The sequence below is a fragment of the Klebsiella sp. WP3-W18-ESBL-02 genome (assembly GCF_014168815.1).
GTDB lineage: Bacteria > Pseudomonadota > Gammaproteobacteria > Enterobacterales > Enterobacteriaceae > Kluyvera > Kluyvera ascorbata_B.
This window is the reverse complement of the sequence record NZ_AP021972.1, coordinates 1,047,749-1,064,344: the sequence shown is the minus strand read 5'-3', so window position 1 is coordinate 1,064,344 and position 16,596 is coordinate 1,047,749. Positions and strand designations below refer to the sequence as shown.

The 16,596-nt window shown below is 55.8% G+C and carries 16 protein-coding genes and 3 tRNA genes; 11 read left to right on the top strand and 8 right to left on the bottom strand.

Going from position 1 to position 16,596, the window contains the following annotated elements; all coding sequences use genetic code 11:
• Positions 1–67 precede the first annotated feature (67 nt).
• Complete coding sequence (xni, locus tag H7R56_RS05160; protein WP_106926008.1) at positions 68–823, top strand: flap endonuclease Xni; 756 nt, start codon at positions 68–70, stop codon at positions 821–823.
• Positions 824–914: 91 nt separating this feature from the next.
• On the opposite strand, the gene fucO is transcribed toward xni, so the two are convergent.
• Entirely contained in the window at positions 915–2,063 is a 1,149-nt protein-coding gene (gene fucO / locus H7R56_RS05155) for a lactaldehyde reductase (protein ID WP_106926006.1), read from the bottom strand.
• Positions 2,064–2,090: 27 nt separating this feature from the next.
• Positions 2,091–2,738, bottom strand: coding sequence for an L-fuculose-phosphate aldolase (gene fucA / locus H7R56_RS05150; RefSeq protein WP_106926004.1), 648 nt, complete (start codon positions 2,736–2,738; stop codon positions 2,091–2,093).
• 546 nt (positions 2,739–3,284) lie between these two features.
• Here fucA and fucP point away from each other — a divergent pair.
• The 5 genes from fucP to fucR all read left to right on the top strand — a co-directional run bounded on the left by fucP (position 3,285) and on the right by fucR (position 9,144).
• Complete coding sequence (gene fucP / locus H7R56_RS05145) at positions 3,285–4,595, top strand: L-fucose:H+ symporter permease (protein WP_106926002.1); 1,311 nt, start codon at positions 3,285–3,287, stop codon at positions 4,593–4,595.
• A gap of 31 nt (positions 4,596–4,626) precedes the next feature.
• Positions 4,627–6,402 (top strand): L-fucose isomerase, encoded by a 1,776-nt coding sequence (gene fucI, locus H7R56_RS05140; protein ID WP_106926000.1) that lies wholly within the window; start codon positions 4,627–4,629, stop codon positions 6,400–6,402.
• A 100-nt stretch (positions 6,403–6,502) separates the two neighbouring features.
• A complete protein-coding gene (gene fucK, locus H7R56_RS05135) occupies positions 6,503–7,921 on the top strand; it encodes an L-fuculokinase (protein ID WP_106925998.1) in 1,419 nt (472 codons plus the stop codon).
• A 1-nt stretch (position 7,922) separates the two neighbouring features.
• Positions 7,923–8,345 carry an L-fucose mutarotase gene (gene fucU, locus H7R56_RS05130; RefSeq protein ID WP_106925996.1) on the top strand — a complete coding sequence of 141 codons (423 nt, stop codon included), beginning with the start codon at positions 7,923–7,925 and terminating at the stop codon, positions 8,343–8,345.
• A 58-nt stretch (positions 8,346–8,403) separates the two neighbouring features.
• Positions 8,404–9,144 carry an L-fucose operon activator gene (gene fucR / locus H7R56_RS05125; protein ID WP_106925994.1) on the top strand — a complete coding sequence of 247 codons (741 nt, stop codon included), beginning with the start codon at positions 8,404–8,406 and terminating at the stop codon, positions 9,142–9,144.
• Between the two features lie 63 nt (positions 9,145–9,207).
• Here fucR and rlmM read toward each other — a convergent pair whose 3' ends face one another.
• The 4 genes from rlmM to H7R56_RS05105 form a co-directional block, all read right to left on the bottom strand.
• A complete protein-coding gene (gene rlmM / locus H7R56_RS05120) occupies positions 9,208–10,308 on the bottom strand; it encodes a 23S rRNA (cytidine(2498)-2'-O)-methyltransferase RlmM (protein ID WP_106925992.1) in 1,101 nt (366 codons plus the stop codon).
• Complete coding sequence (locus H7R56_RS05115; protein ID WP_049850475.1) at positions 10,301–10,696, bottom strand: DUF423 domain-containing protein; 396 nt, start codon at positions 10,694–10,696, stop codon at positions 10,301–10,303. Before H7R56_RS05115 ends, rlmM begins: the two co-directional genes overlap by 8 nt.
• A 22-nt stretch (positions 10,697–10,718) precedes the next feature.
• Entirely contained in the window at positions 10,719–11,636 is a 918-nt protein-coding gene (gene gcvA, locus H7R56_RS05110; protein WP_106925990.1) for a glycine cleavage system transcriptional regulator GcvA, read from the bottom strand.
• 352 nt (positions 11,637–11,988) lie between these two features.
• A complete protein-coding gene (locus H7R56_RS05105; protein WP_106925988.1) occupies positions 11,989–12,216 on the bottom strand; it encodes a YgdI/YgdR family lipoprotein in 228 nt (75 codons plus the stop codon).
• Between the two features lie 191 nt (positions 12,217–12,407).
• On the opposite strand from H7R56_RS05105, the gene csdA reads away from it, so the two are divergent.
• Together csdA and csdE are read left to right on the top strand one after the other, a co-directional pair.
• On the top strand, positions 12,408–13,613 hold the full coding sequence (csdA, locus tag H7R56_RS05100; RefSeq protein WP_106925986.1) for a cysteine desulfurase CsdA: 1,206 nt from the start codon (positions 12,408–12,410) through the stop codon (positions 13,611–13,613).
• Positions 13,613–14,062, top strand: a complete 450-nt coding sequence (gene csdE / locus H7R56_RS05095; protein WP_106925984.1) for a cysteine desulfurase sulfur acceptor subunit CsdE — start codon at positions 13,613–13,615, stop codon at positions 14,060–14,062. The genes csdA and csdE overlap by 1 nt, the downstream gene beginning before the upstream one ends.
• On the opposite strand, the gene tcdA is transcribed toward csdE, so the two are convergent.
• Both tcdA and mltA read right to left on the bottom strand, forming a co-directional pair.
• Complete coding sequence (gene tcdA, locus H7R56_RS05090) at positions 14,047–14,859, bottom strand: tRNA cyclic N6-threonylcarbamoyladenosine(37) synthase TcdA (protein ID WP_106925982.1); 813 nt, start codon at positions 14,857–14,859, stop codon at positions 14,047–14,049. The genes csdE and tcdA overlap by 16 nt on opposite strands.
• 107 nt (positions 14,860–14,966) lie before the next feature.
• The gene (mltA, locus tag H7R56_RS05085) at positions 14,967–16,064 is read right to left on the bottom strand and encodes a murein transglycosylase A (protein ID WP_106925980.1); all 1,098 of its coding nucleotides are present in this window, start codon (positions 16,062–16,064) and stop codon (positions 14,967–14,969) included.
• Positions 16,065–16,272: 208 nt separating this feature from the next.
• On the opposite strand from mltA, the gene H7R56_RS05080 reads away from it, so the two are divergent.
• The 3 genes from H7R56_RS05080 (at position 16,273) to H7R56_RS05070 (ending at position 16,595) form a co-directional block, all read left to right on the top strand.
• A tRNA-Met gene (locus H7R56_RS05080) sits at positions 16,273–16,349 on the top strand.
• A 48-nt stretch (positions 16,350–16,397) separates the two neighbouring features.
• Positions 16,398–16,474 (top strand) — tRNA-Met (locus H7R56_RS05075).
• Positions 16,475–16,518: 44 nt separating this feature from the next.
• Positions 16,519–16,595, top strand: a tRNA-Met gene (locus tag H7R56_RS05070).
• Position 16,596 lies beyond the last annotated feature (1 nt).

Genomic DNA, 16,596 nt, shown 5'->3' with positions numbered 1-16,596 from the left:
CCCCACCAATAGCCTCTCCTGCCCTTGAATGTTACCCTTAGCGCCCTGTCTGTTAGGGAGAACGCCCGTGGCCGTCCATTTGCTTATCGTTGACGCACTCAACTTAATTCGCCGTATTCATGCCGTTCAGGGTTCGCCCTGCGTCACGACCTGTCAGCACGCGCTGGACCAGTTGATTGCGCACAGCCAGCCCACTCATGCGGTGGCGGTATTTGACGATGAGGCCCGCAGCAGCGGCTGGCGGCACCAGCGCCTGCCGGATTACAAAGCCGGGCGCCCGCCAATGCCGGAAGATCTCCACGCCGAGATGCCCGCCCTGCGTGCCGCCTTTGAGCTGCGCGGCGTGCGCTGCTGGGAGTCGAGCGGCAACGAAGCCGACGATTTAGCGGCAACGCTGGCGGTTAAGGTCGCCGGTTCAGGGCATCAGGCCACTATCGTGTCGACCGATAAAGGCTACTGTCAGCTGCTCTCCCCGACGCTGCGCATCCGCGATTATTTCCAGAAGCGCTGGCTGGATGTCCCGTTTATCGAAAAGGAGTTTGGCGTCCAGCCGCAGCAGCTACCGGACTATTGGGGATTAGCCGGTATTAGCAGTTCGAAAGTCCCGGGCGTCGCCGGTATTGGTCCGAAGAGCGCCACGCAGCTGTTGACGCAGTTCCCTACCCTGGAGGCGCTGTATGCGCATCTCGATGAAGTGCCAGAGAAGTGGCGTAAGAAGTTGGTAGAGCACCAGGAAATGGCGTTTTTATGCCGCGATATCGCGCGGCTACACACGGATTTGCACATTGATGGCAATTTGCAGCAGCTGCGGCTGGCGCGTTAGTGGCGTTGCCGGATGACGGCGTGAACGCCTTATCCGGCCTACAGGATGGTGTAGCATGTAGGCCGGATAAGCGCAGCATCATCCGGCAAAATCACCATGCCGCCTGATACAACCCGACGATATCCGCAATACTCGCCTCGCGGGGGTTCCCTCCCGTACAGACATCGTCAAAGGCGGCTTGCGCCAGCGCCGGAATATCCTCTTTACGCACGCCAACATCGCGTAAATACAGCGGGATCCCAACATCGCGGTTAAGCGCAAATACCGCATCAACGGCAGCATTACGCGCCTGCGCCAGGTTCAGCGATTCAACCTTCTCCCCCATCGCTCGCGCAATATCACGAAACTTCTCGCCGGTATGCTCGGCGTTATAGCGCATGACATGCGGGAGCAAAATAGCATTGGCCACACCGTGCGGCGTGTTGTAGAAAGCCCCCAGCGGATGAGCCATCCCGTGAACCAGCCCCAGACCCACGTTGGAAAACCCCATTCCGGCTACGTACTGCCCCAGCGCTATCGTTTCCCCGGCGCTGCGTTCACCGGCAACAGAGCCCCGCAGCGCGCCCGCAATCATCTCGATGGCTTTAATATGCAGTGCATCGGTTAACGCCCACGCGCCGCGGGTGATATACCCCTCAATGGCATGCGTCAACGCATCAACGCCGGTTGCTGCCTTCAGCGCTGGCGGCATGCCGTCCATCATATCGGCATCAATAAACGCAACCTGCGGAATATCGTGCGGATCGACACAGACAAATTTCCGCCGTTTCTCCTCATCGGTGATGACGTAGTTAATGGTCACTTCCGCCGCCGTGCCTGCCGTCGTTGGAATGGCCATCACCGGAACGCTGGGCTGACGCGTTGGTGACAATCCTTCAAGGCTGCGAACATCCGCAAACTCCGGGTTATTGCTGATGATACCGATGGCTTTACAGGTGTCCTGAGGTGAGCCCCCGCCAATCGCAACCAGATAATCAGCCCCACTCTGTTCAAAGGCCTTCAGCCCCTCCTTTACGACGCGGATCGTCGGGTTAGGGATCACGCCATCGTATATTTCCCACGCCAGCCCCGCTGCCGTCATTTTGCCCGTCACATTTGCCACCACGCCGCATTCCACCAGCGTTTTATCAGTGACAATCAATGCCTTATGATAGCCGCGACGCGCCACCTCATCGGTTAACGCCGCTACCGCGCCACGACCAAACCAGGCCGTTTCGTTCAAAATCATTCTGTTTGCCATTGCCCTTCTCCTGTTCGCGCGCCACGATCACTCTTCAATACGCAAGCCATAGGTTTTGAATTTTTCCAGCACAATGGCGATGGCTTCATCATCCAGCACCGGCACCGGATCGGTAATAGCCAGCGTGCTGAGGTACAGCTGAGCCAGAACCTCAACCTCATGGGCCAGCCACAGCGCTTTTTCCAGATTCTCTTCGCAGGCGATCAGGCCATGATGCTGCAATAGCGTCGCTTTGCGATTTTTAAGCGCAACGGCCACATACTCGGACAGTTCACGCGTGCCAAACGTGGCATACGGCGCACAGGGAATAGAATTCCCCCCGGCAGCCGCAATCATGTAATGGATGGCCGGGATAGGACGGTTGAGGATAGAAACGGCGGTACAGTGCACCGCATGGTTATGGACCACCGCATGGGCATCCGGGCGCGTCTGATAGGCGGCCATATGAAAACGCCATTCGCTGGAGGGCAGTTTTCCCTGTTCATGCTGACCGTTGGCATCAATGTAAACAATGTGCGACTCGGTCAATTTTTCATAGGGAATTCCCGTTGGCGTAATCAGCATACCGCCCTGATAGCGGACGCTAACGTTGCCAGCCGTACCCTGATTCAACCCCAGGCGAGTCATTTCCAGGCAGGTATCAATAATCTGCCGAGCCAGTTTATTTCGTTCCATTTATTACCTCTCTTGATGATTCAAACCACCAACAGAACAATCATATTTATTCTGTTGCACTAACCGTGAATTTGTTCACCATCATCATATTGAAAAGCACCAATGGAATTTTCATGGCTTTATTTTGTGACCCCCATCAATTAACACCGTTAAAACCAGCCATTATTGACATAACATCAGCCATGTGAAATGACCGCAATTAATAATATTTATCAAAACGGGCATTTTATTTTTCCCGAAGGCAATAAATGCCCGTTTTTTGCGTAATAAAATAAATCGGTCATCAGCCCTGTGGTTTTTAAGATTTATTTTCTCAAACGGGCATTACTTTTAACAAATTAAAGTGACAACTATCACATAAAGACAGTGCATTATCATTAAATGTGACCATCATCATATTAAACAACCTTTTTTACTCGAAAATGAATTCATGAGTTCACTCCTGGCAACCGTTTTATACCGGCGAGCAAAAAGAACTCTTCAGTTTTTACGGTCTGATAAGCAAGAACGACCACACTCTGACGCTTCTGAACCAATGAGGATGTTATGGGAAACACAACAATACAAACGCAGAGTTTTCGTGCGGCTGATGCCGGACAAACTCAGCGCTACATTATTCCATTCGCTCTGCTTTGCTCACTCTTTTTTCTTTGGGCTGTCGCTAACAATCTGAATGACATTTTATTACCCCAGTTTCAGCAAGCCTTTACCCTAACCAATTTTCAAGCGGGGCTAATCCAATCCGCGTTCTATTTTGGCTATTTCGTCATTCCAATCCCGGCAGGGATACTGATGAAAAAACTGAGTTATAAAGCAGGTATTATTACCGGATTGTTCTTATATGCTTTCGGTGCCGCTTTATTCTGGCCTGCTGCTGAAATCATGAACTATACCTTATTCCTGATCGGCCTGTTTATTATTGCCGCTGGATTAGGTTGTCTTGAAACTGCGGCCAATCCATTTGTTACGGTATTAGGCCCGGAAAGCGGCGGTCATTTTCGCCTTAACCTGGCGCAAACATTTAACTCTTTCGGTGCCATTATTGCCGTTGTGTTTGGGCAAAGTCTTATTTTGTCTAACGTGCCACATCAATCTCAGGATGTGCTCGATAAAATGTCGCCCGAGCAGTTGAGCACCTACAAACACAGCCTGGTGTTATCCGTACAAACGCCTTACATGATCATCGTGGCCATTGTGTTACTGGTCGCCCTGCTGATCATGTTGACAAAATTTCCGGCCCTGCAGAGTGACGATCATACCGATACCACGCAGAGTTCATTCTCGGCCTCCCTTTCCCGTCTGGTACGCATTCGCCACTGGCGCTGGGCGGTGTTGGCGCAGTTCTGCTACGTCGGGGCACAAACCGCCTGCTGGAGCTATTTGATTCGTTACGCTATTGAAGAAATCCCCGGTATGACGCCCGGTTTCGCCGCCAACTACCTGACCGGCACCATGGTGTGCTTCTTTATCGGCCGCTTTACCGGCACCTGGCTTATCAGCCGCATCGCGCCGCACAAAGTCCTGGCAGCCTATGCTCTGCTGGCGATGGTGCTGTGCCTGATATCCGCATTCAGCGGCGGTCATATTGGCCTGCTGGCGCTGACGCTGTGTAGCGCATTCATGTCCATTCAGTACCCAACCATCTTCTCTCTCGGGATCAAGAATCTGGGCCAGGACACAAAATACGGCTCGTCATTCATCGTCATGACCATTATTGGCGGCGGTATCGTCACCCCGGTCATGGGCTTCGTCAGCGATGCCGCAGGCAATATTCCGACAGCAGAGCTGGTTCCAGCGGTGTGCTTTGCCGTCATCTTTATCTTCGCTCGTTTCCGTTCACAAATGGCAACGCGCTGAGCATCTTTCCGAATAACGTGAGGAATCTGTCATGAAAAAAATCAGCTTACCGAAAATTGGTATCCGCCCAGTGATTGATGGTCGTCGCATGGGAGTGCGCGAGTCGCTGGAAGAACAAACCATGAATATGGCCCGCGCCACCGCCGCGCTGCTGACGGAAAAACTCCGCCACGCCTGCGGCGCGCAAATTGAATGCGTGATTGCCGACAGCTGCATTGCCGGAATGGCTGAATCAGCCGCCTGCGAAGAAAAATTCAGTAGCCAGAACGTGGGCGTCACCATTACCGTCACGCCGTGCTGGTGCTACGGCAGTGAAACCATCGATATGGACCCGATGCGTCCGAAGGCCATCTGGGGCTTTAACGGCACCGAACGCCCGGGGGCCGTTTATCTCGCCGCGGCGCTGGCCGCACACAGCCAGAAAGGCATTCCCGCCTTCTCCATTTACGGCCACGACGTGCAGGACGCCGACGATACGTCCATTCCTGCGGATGTCGAAGAAAAGCTGCTGCGCTTTACCCGCGCGGGCTTAGCGGTGGCCACCCTGAAAGGCAAAAGCTACCTCTCCGTCGGTGGCGTATCGATGGGGATTGCGGGTTCCATCGTCGACCATAACTTCTTCGAGTCCTGGCTGGGGATGAAAGTCCAGGCGGTCGACATGACCGAACTGCGTCGTCGCATTGATCAGAAAATTTATGATGAAACCGAGCTGGAAATGGCGCTGGCCTGGGCGGATAAAAACTTCCGCTATGGCGAAGATCAGAATGCCCAACAGTACAAGCGCAACGAAGAGCAAAGCCGCGCGGTGCTTAAAGAAAGTCTGCTGATGGCCATGTGCATCCGCGACATGATGCAGGGTAATGAAAAGCTGGCTGAAAAAGGGCTGGTTGAGGAGTCGCTCGGCTATAACGCCATTGCGGCGGGCTTCCAGGGGCAGCGCCACTGGACCGATCAATACCCGAACGGCGATACCGCCGAAGCGCTGCTCAACAGTTCCTTTGACTGGAACGGGGTGCGTGAACCCTTTGTTGTCGCCACCGAAAACGACAGCCTGAACGGCGTTGCGATGCTGATGGGGCATCAGCTAACCGGCACCGCTCAGGTGTTCGCCGACGTCCGTACCTACTGGTCCCCTGAGGCCGTAGAACGCGTGACCGGGCAAGCGCTTAGCGGGCTGGCCGAACACGGTATCATCCACCTGATTAACTCCGGCTCTGCGGCGCTGGACGGTTCGTGTAAACAGCGCGGCAGCGACGGAAAACCGACGATGAAGCCACACTGGGAAATCAGCCAACAGGAGGCCGATGCTTGCCTGGCCGCCACCGAGTGGTGCCCGGCGATCCACGAATATTTCCGTGGCGGCGGATTCTCTTCCCGTTTCCTGACCGAAGGCGGCGTACCGTTTACCATGACCCGCGTGAATATCATTAAAGGCCTTGGCCCGGTACTGCAAATCGCCGAAGGCTGGAGCGTCGAGCTGCCAAAAGAGATGCACGACCAGCTTGATGCACGCACCAACTCCACCTGGCCAACCACCTGGTTTGCCCCACGGTTAACCGGCAAGGGGCCATTTACCGATGTATATTCCGTGATGGCTAACTGGGGCGCAAACCACGGCGTACTCACCATCGGTCACGTCGGTGCCGACTTTATTACCCTTGCATCCATGCTGCGTATTCCGGTCTGTATGCATAACGTGGAAGCGTCGGCTATCTATCGCCCTTCCTCCTGGGCCGCGCACGGCATGGACAGCGAAGGCCAGGATTATCGTGCCTGCCAGAACTACGGCCCGCTGTATAAACGTTAATGCGGCTTTGCCCGGTGGCGCAAGCTTACCGGGCCTGCGGGTGTGTGAGCCGTAGGCCGGATAAGCGCAGCGCCATCCGGCGACGTTTATGGAGTTATATATGAAACAAGACGTTATCCTGGTCCTCGACTGCGGTGCTACCAACGTCCGGGTGATTGCCGTCAACCGGCAGGGGAAAATTGTCGCCCGTGCCGCCACCGCAAACGCCAGCGAGATCGCCGTCGAGAATAGCGCCTGGCACCAGTGGTCGCTTGAGGCTATTTTGCAACGCTTTGCGGACTGCAGCCGAAAGCTGACGGCTGAGCTCTCATCCTGCCAGATTCGGGGAGTGACGGTGACGACCTTCGGCGTGGACGGTGCGCTGGTTGATGAACACGGTAAGCTGCTCTACCCGGTTATCAGTTGGAAATGCCCACGAACCGCAGCCGTCATGGAAAATATCAGCCGTTTAATACCCGAGCAGCGGCTTCAGGCCATCTCAGGCGTCGGCGCGTTTGCGTTCAACACGCTCTATAAAATGGTGTGGATAAAAGAGAATCATCCGCAGCTTCTTGAACAGGCGCACGCCTGGCTGTTTATTTCATCGTTGATAAATCATCGCCTGACGGGCGAGTTCACCACCGATATCACCATGGCGGGTACCAGCCAGATGCTGGATATCCACCAGCGAGATTTCAGTGCAGACATTCTCCAGGCCACCGGCCTGCCGCGTCGTCTGTTCCCACGGCTGGTTGAAGCGGGAGAGTACATTGGCACGCTGCAATCCGATGCCGCAAACTTGCTCGGTCTTCCCGCAGGTATTCCGGTTATCTCTGCCGGCCACGACACCCAGTTTGCCCTCTTTGGTGCGGGTGCCGGCCAGGATGAACCGGTCCTCTCATCCGGTACGTGGGAGATCCTGATGGTGCGTAGCGCCAGGGTTGATACGCCGCTGCTGAGCCACTACGCCGGCTCAACCTGCGAGCTCGATAGCCTGCCAGGGCTGTATAACCCCGGGATGCAGTGGCTGGCGTCGGGCGTACTGGAGTGGGTGCGCAAACTGCTGTGGACGGAAGAGACGCCGTGGCAAACGCTGATTGAGGCCGCTCGCCTCGTTCCCGCGGGAGCAGAAGGGGTAAAAATGCACTGCGACCTCCTCGCCTGCCAGAACGCAGGCTGGCAGGGCGTCACCCTCAACACCACGCGCGGCCATTTTTACCGCGCAGCGCTCGAGGGGCTAACCGAACAGCTGGCCCTGAACCTTCGTACGCTGGAAAAAATTGGTCATTTCAACGCCACTGAACTGCTGCTGGTCGGCGGTGGCAGCCGCAATGCGCTATGGAACCAGATCAAAGCCAATATGCTCGACATCCCTATCAAGGTGCTCGACGACGCAGAAACCACGGTGGCGGGCGCTGCAATGTTCGGCTGGTTCGGCGTCGGCGAATTTACCAGCCCCGAGCAGGCACGAGCGCAGGTGCACTATCAATATCGCTACTTCTATCCGCAAACTGAACCCGAACTTATTGACGGAGTGTGAGATGCTAAAAACGATTTCCCCTTTAATCTCGCCCGAACTGCTGAAAGTGCTGGCTGAAATGGGCCACGGCGATGAAATTATTTTTTCTGATGCCCATTTCCCCGCCCACAGCATGGGGCCACAGGTTATTCGTGCCGATGGGCTGAAGGTCAGCGACCTGCTGCAGGCTATTATTCCGCTGTTCGAACTCGACAGCTACGCGCCGCCGCTGGTGATGATGGCAGCGGTCGAGGGGGATGCGCTCGATCCCGCCGTCGAGACTCGCTATCGCGAGGCGCTATCCTGCCCGTCCCCTTGCCCGGAGATCAGCCGTATTGACCGCTATGCGTTTTATGAACGTGCGCAAAAAGCCTTTGCGATCGTTATCACAGGTGAGCGCGCTAAGTACGGGAATATTCTTTTAAAAAAAGGAGTAACGCCGTAATCTCTTGCCGGTGCGCCCGCCCAATGCGGGCGCGTATCGAATGATGGGGTGAGAAAAGATGAAAGCGGCACGCCAGCAAGCGATAGTAGATCTGTTAATTCAGCATCAAAGCCTGACGACGGAAGCGTTATCCGCTCAGCTTAACGTCAGCAAAGAGACTATTCGCCGCGATCTCAGCGAGCTCCAGGCGCAGGGCAAAGTGCTGCGCAATCACGGTCGCGCCAAATACCTCCACCGGGAAAACCAGGACAGCGGCGATCCTTTCCATATGCGCCTGAAGAGCCACTTCGCGCACAAAGCCGATATTGCCAGAGAGGCGCTCAGCTGGATCGAGGCAGGCATGGTGATCGCACTGGACGCCAGCTCCACCTGTTGGTATCTGGCGCGGCAGCTTCCCGATATTGATATTCAGGTCTTTACCAACAGCCAGCCGATTTGTCTGGAGCTGGGCAAGCGCGAACAGATTCAGCTTATTAGCTCCGGCGGTAAGCTTGAGCGTAAGTACGGCTGCTACGTTAACCCTTCGCTTATTTCACAATTAAAGCCATTGGAAATCGACCTGTTTATCTTTTCCTGCGAAGGGATAGACGGCCACGGCGCGCTGTGGGATTCCAACGCCATCAATGCCGACTTTAAGTCCACGCTGCTCAAGCGCGCGTCACAGTCTTTACTGTTGATTGATAAGAGTAAATTTAATCGCTCGGGGGAAGCGCGGATTGGGCATCTGGATGACGTGACGCATATTGTGTCTGACGAAGTAGGCCTGATAAGCGCAGCGCCATCAGGCAATTCGCCATAACTTCACGGTATCGCTGCGCTTGTTATTGCCGGATGGCGGCTTCGCCTTATCCGGCCTACCTTATTAACGTTCGTCGCGACGCCCGCCAACCGCAGCCCACAGGCGGCGCACGTGGACGGTCACTTCTTCACGGTCATGGTACAGCTGTCGCGCCTGAATCTGCGCATTAATGCCGTGTTCGTCCAGTTTGGCCTGGATGTGCGCCAGGTTCTGCGACAGCTCCTCATAGCGCTTTTTCATCGGCAGCTTCAGGTTGAAGATGGTCTCGCGGCACCAGCCGTTGACCAGCCATTCAGCCATCAGCGCGGCGACTTTCGCCGGCTTCTCTACCATGTCGCACACCATCCACGAGATGTTGTTGCGCGTCGGGCGGTAGCGGAAGCCATCTTCACGCAGCCAGGTCACCTGGCCGGTGTCCATCAGGCTTTGCGCCATCGGGCCGTTATCCACGGAGGAGACCCACATGTTGCGCTTCACCAGTTGATAGGTCCAACCGCCAGGGCAGGCGCCCAGATCGACCGCGTACATGCCGTTTGCCAGACGTTCATCCCACTCATCGGCCGGGATAAAGACGTGGAACGCCTCTTCCAGCTTCAGGGTTGAGCGGCTTGGCGCATCGGCCGGGAACTTCAGGCGTGGAATACCCATGTAGAACGGCGAGTTATTGTTGCTATAGGAGTACCCGGTATAGCAGCAGCCCGGCGCGATAAAGAACACGTGCACCACCGGACGCTTAGTGGTTTCGTACGGCGCCAGCACGTTAGCTTCGCGTAGCGCAGCACGCAGCGGCACGGTGAATTTACGGCAGAACTTCATCAGCTCTTTGCTTTCGTTGGTGTCTGCCACTTCCACGCGCAGATCGCCACCTTTCTCCACCACGCCTTGCAGCATGCCGACAACCGGCGTTACGCGGTCTTCGGCAGGTAAATCTTTCAGCAGTTCGCCAACCACAATCATCTGGCGGGCAAACACCAGCGAGCTAAACGGCAGCTCTCGCGCCAGCTTATCGGCGTCCCCTTCCTGATAACATTCGAAAATCACATAGCCGGAGTTATCTTTAACGCGCGCAAAGCCATATACCTCGCGGCGACCGGCTTTATCGGTAATTTCCGCAGCACACTCTTTCTCAAACCCAGGGCGGCAATACAGCACAACCTTATTCATGAACAACACCCTTACGCTTAAGTCGAATAGCACCAATTAACATCAAAACCCAGCCGGCAAGGAAACTGACGCCGCCGACCGGGGTAACAAACGCCCACAGGCGTAAATGCGAGAGCGCAAGGCAGTACAGGCTGCCGCTGAACAGCACGGTTCCCAGCGCCAGGAACACGCTGCTCCAGTAGAACCAGATACTGATCCGACGCTGCATGGCAACCGCCAGGCCAAAGATGGCCAGCGTGTGAAACGCCTGGTATTCCAGACCGGTCTGGATCCACCCCATTTCAACAACGCCGAGTGATTTACTCAGCACATGTGCGCCAAACGCGCCCAGTGCCACAAAGATGAAGCCGCTGATGGCGGCAAAAATCAGCATAAAACGGCTGGTCATGATGGTCTTACCCTAAATTCATTTATTGTTCGTAACGGAAACGAAAAGTTTCTTGCTCATGGGCCGCTTTCGCCAGAATCCACTGACGAAAGGCCGCTATTTTACCCAGTTCTGCCTGACTGTCATGACAAACCAGATAAAAAGCGTTCTTACTGACCAGAACATCATTAAACGGGCACACCAGACGGCCTGCCTCTATCTCTGACTGCGCCATGACGTTATTGGCCAGCGCAATCCCCTGTCCGTGGATAGCAGCCTGAAGCACCATGGCGCTGTGGCTGAAGATCGGTCCCTGTTGTACGTTAATATGGGTGAGCCCCAGCTGGCGCGTATACGTTTGCCAGTCGCGGCGGGAGGCGTCGTGCAGCAGCGTGTGCTTGGCCAGGTCGGCAGGCGTTTTTAACGCCTTTTCGCCGGTGAGCAGCAAAGGGGAACAAACCGGGAGCAGATACTCAGCGTACAGTTTTTCTACCCGCAGCCCCGGCCAGTTGCCGCGACCGTAAAAAATTGCCACGTCGACATCGTCCGCCAGCTTGTCTTCCTGACGGTCTACCGCCTGGATTCTGACGTCGATTCCCGGATAAGCTGAGTTAAAGCTTGAGAGGCGCGGCACCAGCCATTGAATGGCGAAACTGGGCAATAAACTCACGGTTAACGCCCCTTTAGCGCTTCGTGCCTGTAGTTTACGCGTTGCCTCTGTTAATTGCGAAAAGATCTCTTTGATATCCTGAAAATAGCTCTGCCCCTCTTCGGTCAACAGCAGTGAGCGATTGCGGCGGCGAAACAGTTTCAGCCCCAGAAAATCCTCGAGAGACTTGATTTGGTGGCTTACTGCGGCCTGCGTCACAAAAAGCTCATCGGCCGCGCGGGTGAAGCTTAAATGACGCGCGGCTGCATCAAATACACGTAATGCATTAAGAGGTGGCAAACGCTTTGACATGGTCCCAGAACCCAATTGTTAATTGAATTTAACAAATAGGAAACAACAGTTAACCTATTAGTTTTTTTTATCTGAGCCATTATAATTTGTCCGTTGAGCTTCTACCAGCAAATACCTATCATGGCGGCACTTCCTGAGCCGGAACGAGAAGCTTTTTTCGGAATGCGTGTTCTGAAGGGCTTTTGGCTTACGGTTGTGATGTTGTGTTGTTGTGTTTGCAATTGGTCTGCAATTCAGATCACGGTAGCAAAGCTACCCTTTTTCACTTCCTGTACATTTACCCTGTCTGTCCATAGTGATTAATGTAGCACCGCCTGATTGCGGTGCTTTTTTTTGCCCGGACGATCGCCCCTTATTTCTCCAGCGCGACCATCTCTTTCACTTCGCTGTGATTAATCTGCTGTTTCACACCGTTCGCATCTTTATACGAAATCAAACCGGTATCATTATCCGTCTGCGGTTTCCCTTCAGACACGATGCTTCGACCATCATTGGTGTGTATCACGTAGTTCGGCCCAGCGCAGGCGCTCAGCGCGAAAGTCAGCATACAGGCAGAGATAATGGCGGCAGTCTTTTTCATTTTTTCTCCTTACAGCGACTTATGCTATTCAATATTAGATTAACAACAGGGATTAATTTTTCCCCAACACTAAACAGCATAAGACACTGACGCGGCTGCGTATGCAGTTCCGGATAATTCCGACGATGAGCACAAGTCTTGTATCAACGCGCATTTTGCGCGACGATCTCCTTATTGATATGAGGAATTCCATGAACGCCTTCTCCCCAGCACAGTTTCGCGCCCAGTTTCCCGCCCTGCATGATGCCGGGGTGTACCTTGATAGCGCCGCCACCGCGTTAAAGCCACTGGCGGTGATCGAGGCGACAAATCATTTTTATTCGCTCAGCGCGGGTAACGTGCACCGCAGCCAGTTTGCCGAAGCCCAGCGCTTAACCGCGCGCTATGAGGCCGCTCGCGAGCAGGTAGCCCGCTGGCTGAACGCCCCGAGCGGCAAAGACATTGTCTGGACGCGCGGCACCACCGAGGCCATCAATATGGTGGCCCAGTGCTACGCCCGCCCGCGTCTGCAGCCGGGCGATGAGATTATTGTGAGCGTGGCCGAGCACCACGCTAACCTGGTGCCATGGCTGATGGTTGCCGAGCAGACCGGCGCAAAGATTGTGCAGCTGCCTCTCGGCACCGATCGTCTGCCGGATGTCGAGCAACTGACGACGCTCATCACCCCGCGCAGCCGCATTCTGGCGCTGGGGCAAATGTCGAACGTGACCGGTGGCTGTCCGAATTTATCGCGCGCCATTGCCCTCGCCCATCGGGCAGGCATGGTGGTGATGGTGGACGGAGCCCAGGGGGCGGTGCACTTCCCCGCCGACGTTCAGGCGCTGGATATCGACTTCTACGCTTTTTCCGGCCATAAGCTCTACGGGCCCACCGGCATCGGCGTGCTATACGGTAAAAGCGAACTGCTGAATGCCATGACCCCATGGCTCGGCGGCGGCAAAATGATTAGCGAAGTGACCTTCGACGGTTTCACCACTCAGCCGGTGCCTTATCGTCTGGAGGCCGGTACGCCAAACGTTGCCGGAGTGATTGGTCTCAGCGCGGCGCTGGAGTGGCTGTCCGATATCGACATGGAACAGGCCGAATCCTGGAGCCGGGGTCTGGCGACGCTTGCGGAGGAAGAACTGGCAAAACGCCCGGGCTTCCGCTCTTTCCGCTGCCAGGACTCCAGCCTGCTGGCCTTTGATTTTGCTGGCGTTCACCACAGCGATATGGTGACGCTGCTGGCCGAATACGGCATCGCCCTGCGCGCCGGTCAGCACTGCGCTCAACCGCTGCTGGCGGCGCTGGGCGTGAGCGGTACGCTGCGCGCCTCGTTTGCCCCTTACAATACGCAGGACGACGTACAGGCGCTGGTCAGCGCCGTCGACCGTGCGCTCGAACTTCTGGTGGACTAATGACGACGTCTTCACTCGCCGGGCACCCGTTCGGCACCACCGTAACCCCAGATACGTTACGAAAACAGTTTGCGGCGCTTTCGCAGTGGGAAGAGAAATACCGCCAACTGATCCTATTAGGAAAACAGCTTCCAGCGCTGTCGGAAGATCTAAAAGCGCAAGCGCGCGAGATCCCCGGCTGCGAAAACCGCGTCTGGCTGGGTTATACCCAGGCGCCAGACGGCACGCTGCACTTCTTTGGCGATAGCGAAGGAAGGATTGTACGTGGGCTGCTGGCGGTGCTGCTGACGGCGGCAGAAGGCAAACAGCCTGCGGAGATTCTGGCAGGCGATCCGCTCAACCTGTTTGATGAACTGGGGCTACGTGATCAACTGAGCGCCTCTCGCTCTCAGGGCCTGATGGCCCTGAGCGAGGCCATGATAGAAGCCGCGCGTCAGACGCTAGCCTGACGCTCCGCTTTCGCCAGCATCTTTTTCAGCGCATGGGACACCGCGACAAAACCAAAGGTTGCGGTCACCATGGTCGCCGCGCCAAAGCCCGAGGCGCAGTCCATGCGTTTAGGGCCCTCAGCGGTGCTTTTCATGGCACACACTGACCCGTCAGACTGCGGGTAGACCAGCGCTTCGGTGGAAAACACGCAGTCCACACCCAGCTTACCTTTGCTGTTCTTCACCACGCCAAATTCGCTTTTCAGCCGCTCACGCAGCTTGGCCGCCAGCGGGTCCTGAATGGTTTTCGCCAGATCGCTGACCTGAATCTGCGTCGGGTCGATTTGCCCGCCCGCCCCGCCGGTTGTGATCAGCGGCACTTTATAGCGACGGCAGTAAGCAATCAGCGCCGCCTTCGGCCGCACGCTGTCGATGGCATCGACCACGTAGCTGTAGCCCGCGCCCATGTATTCCGCCACATTATCCGGGGTGACAAAATCGTCTACGACACTCACGCGGCACTCGGGGTTAATCAGCCGGATACGCTCCGCCATGACCTCAGCTTTTGCCAGCCCAACGTTGCCGCCAAGGGCGTGGATCTGACGGTTAGTGTTGGTAACGCACACGTCATCCATGTCGATAAGCGTGATCGCACCGATGCCGGTACGCGCCAGCGCTTCCGCCGCCCAGCTGCCTACGCCGCCAATACCGACCACGCACACATGCGCGTCAGCAAAGACCTGTAGCGCTTTTTCACCGTACAAACGTGCCGTGCCGCCAAAACGCTGGCGCCAGGCGTCACTGATAACCACAGACATAAAACCTCAAACTCATAAATTTCGCGCGATATTACCGCCTGATGGCGGCTACGCCTTATCAGGCCTACTCAATCATGTAGGCCGGATAAGCGAAGCGCCATCCGGCACTAGCCGCTAAACACATTCCCGCCGTTAGACGCTGTCTTCAGCACCCACACGCGTCCGTAGTGATTATACCAGCCTGCGCGATGCCCGGCATCCGGGCCGATGCCCTGGTAGATATCGAAGTGCTGGCCTTTAATCGCGCCGCCGACGTCCAGCGCCACCATCAGACGCAGCTCATACTGGCCGTTAAACTTGCCGTTGTTATCCAGTTGCGGAACTTCAGCCAGCAGCGTCGTGCCCGGCGGAATCACGTTGCGGTCGGCGGCGACCGACGCTCGGCCCACCAGCGGTACGGCGCTGGCGCCTTTTACCGGCGCAAAGGACTGCGGTTTAAAGAAGACGAACGACGGGTTTTGCTCCAGCAGCTCGCGCACTTCCGCTTCGCTGTGGGTTTCACCCCAATGGCGAATCGCCTGCATCGACATGTCTTCGCGCTTCACTTCGCCGCGGTCGATCAGCACTTTGCCAATGCTTTTATATGCCCAGCCGTTTTTCCCTGCGTAGCTAAAGAAGTTCAGCGGCGAGCCGTCGCCGAAATCAATATAGCCGCTGCCCTGTACGTCCATGATGAAGTTATCCATCAGCGAGTTGCTGTAGGCAAGAATGTAGTCATCACTCAGCTGTCCGGCGTAAATGCCGGCGCGGGAAGGCAGCTTACCGCGCTTAGGCGGCATGCGGTAAATCGGGTACTGGAATTCGCCCTGTCGCGTATGGCGCGCCTCAACCACCGGCGTGTAGTAACCGGTAAACTGGACGTTACCGTAGTTATCTGTCCCTTCCATCTGCCAGGCATCAAGACCGTACTGGCGCAGGGTGCGGGTATCGCCGCCGGCGAGCAGCCACTGCTGCACGGCGCTATAAACGTTGCTCTGGTTGCCGTAAAGGCGCGGAGAGGCGTTTCGGATATGGCCGACCTGCTGCGCAAAGTCGCCGGCATTAATCGGCGCGCCCACGGCATCAGGCTGGTTGACTAAAGAGAAAGGCTGGGTGAATTTCCCGTCTTTATACTGTTGACCGCGATCGGTCGGTTTTGACGAACAGGCGGCCAGCATTGCCAGCATTGCGCCCGTTGCCACATATTTAACCCAACGTCCTTTCATGGTGTCTTGTATTCCGCATAATCGTAAGTGCCCGCTGAAGATAACAAACCGCCAGGGGTATTGAAATGCGATCGCGCATGCTTGTCATAATTACGTACAAAAAACAGGCAAATTGTGTCGTATACGTACAAGTCATAAAAAAATGAGTGATTTATCTCAAAAATGGGTTGCAACAAATGCTCAGCAGAGTATAGTGCGCATCCACGGACGCGGGGTGGAGCAGCCTGGTAGCTCGTCGGGCTCATAACCCGAAGGTCGTCAGTTCAAATCTGGCCCCCGCAACCAATTAAAATCAGAAGCAGTAACGTTACTCGATGGAAGAGTAATGACGGACGCGGGGTGGAGCAGCCTGGTAGCTCGTCGGGCTCATAACCCGAAGGTCGTCGGTTCAAATCCGGCCCCCGCAACCAATTAAAATCTGATGCAAGTTTACTCGATGAAGAGTAAAGACGGACGCGGGGTGGAGCAGCCTGGTAGCTCGTCGGGCTCATAACCCGAAGGTCGTCGGTTCAAATCCGGCCCCCGCAACCAA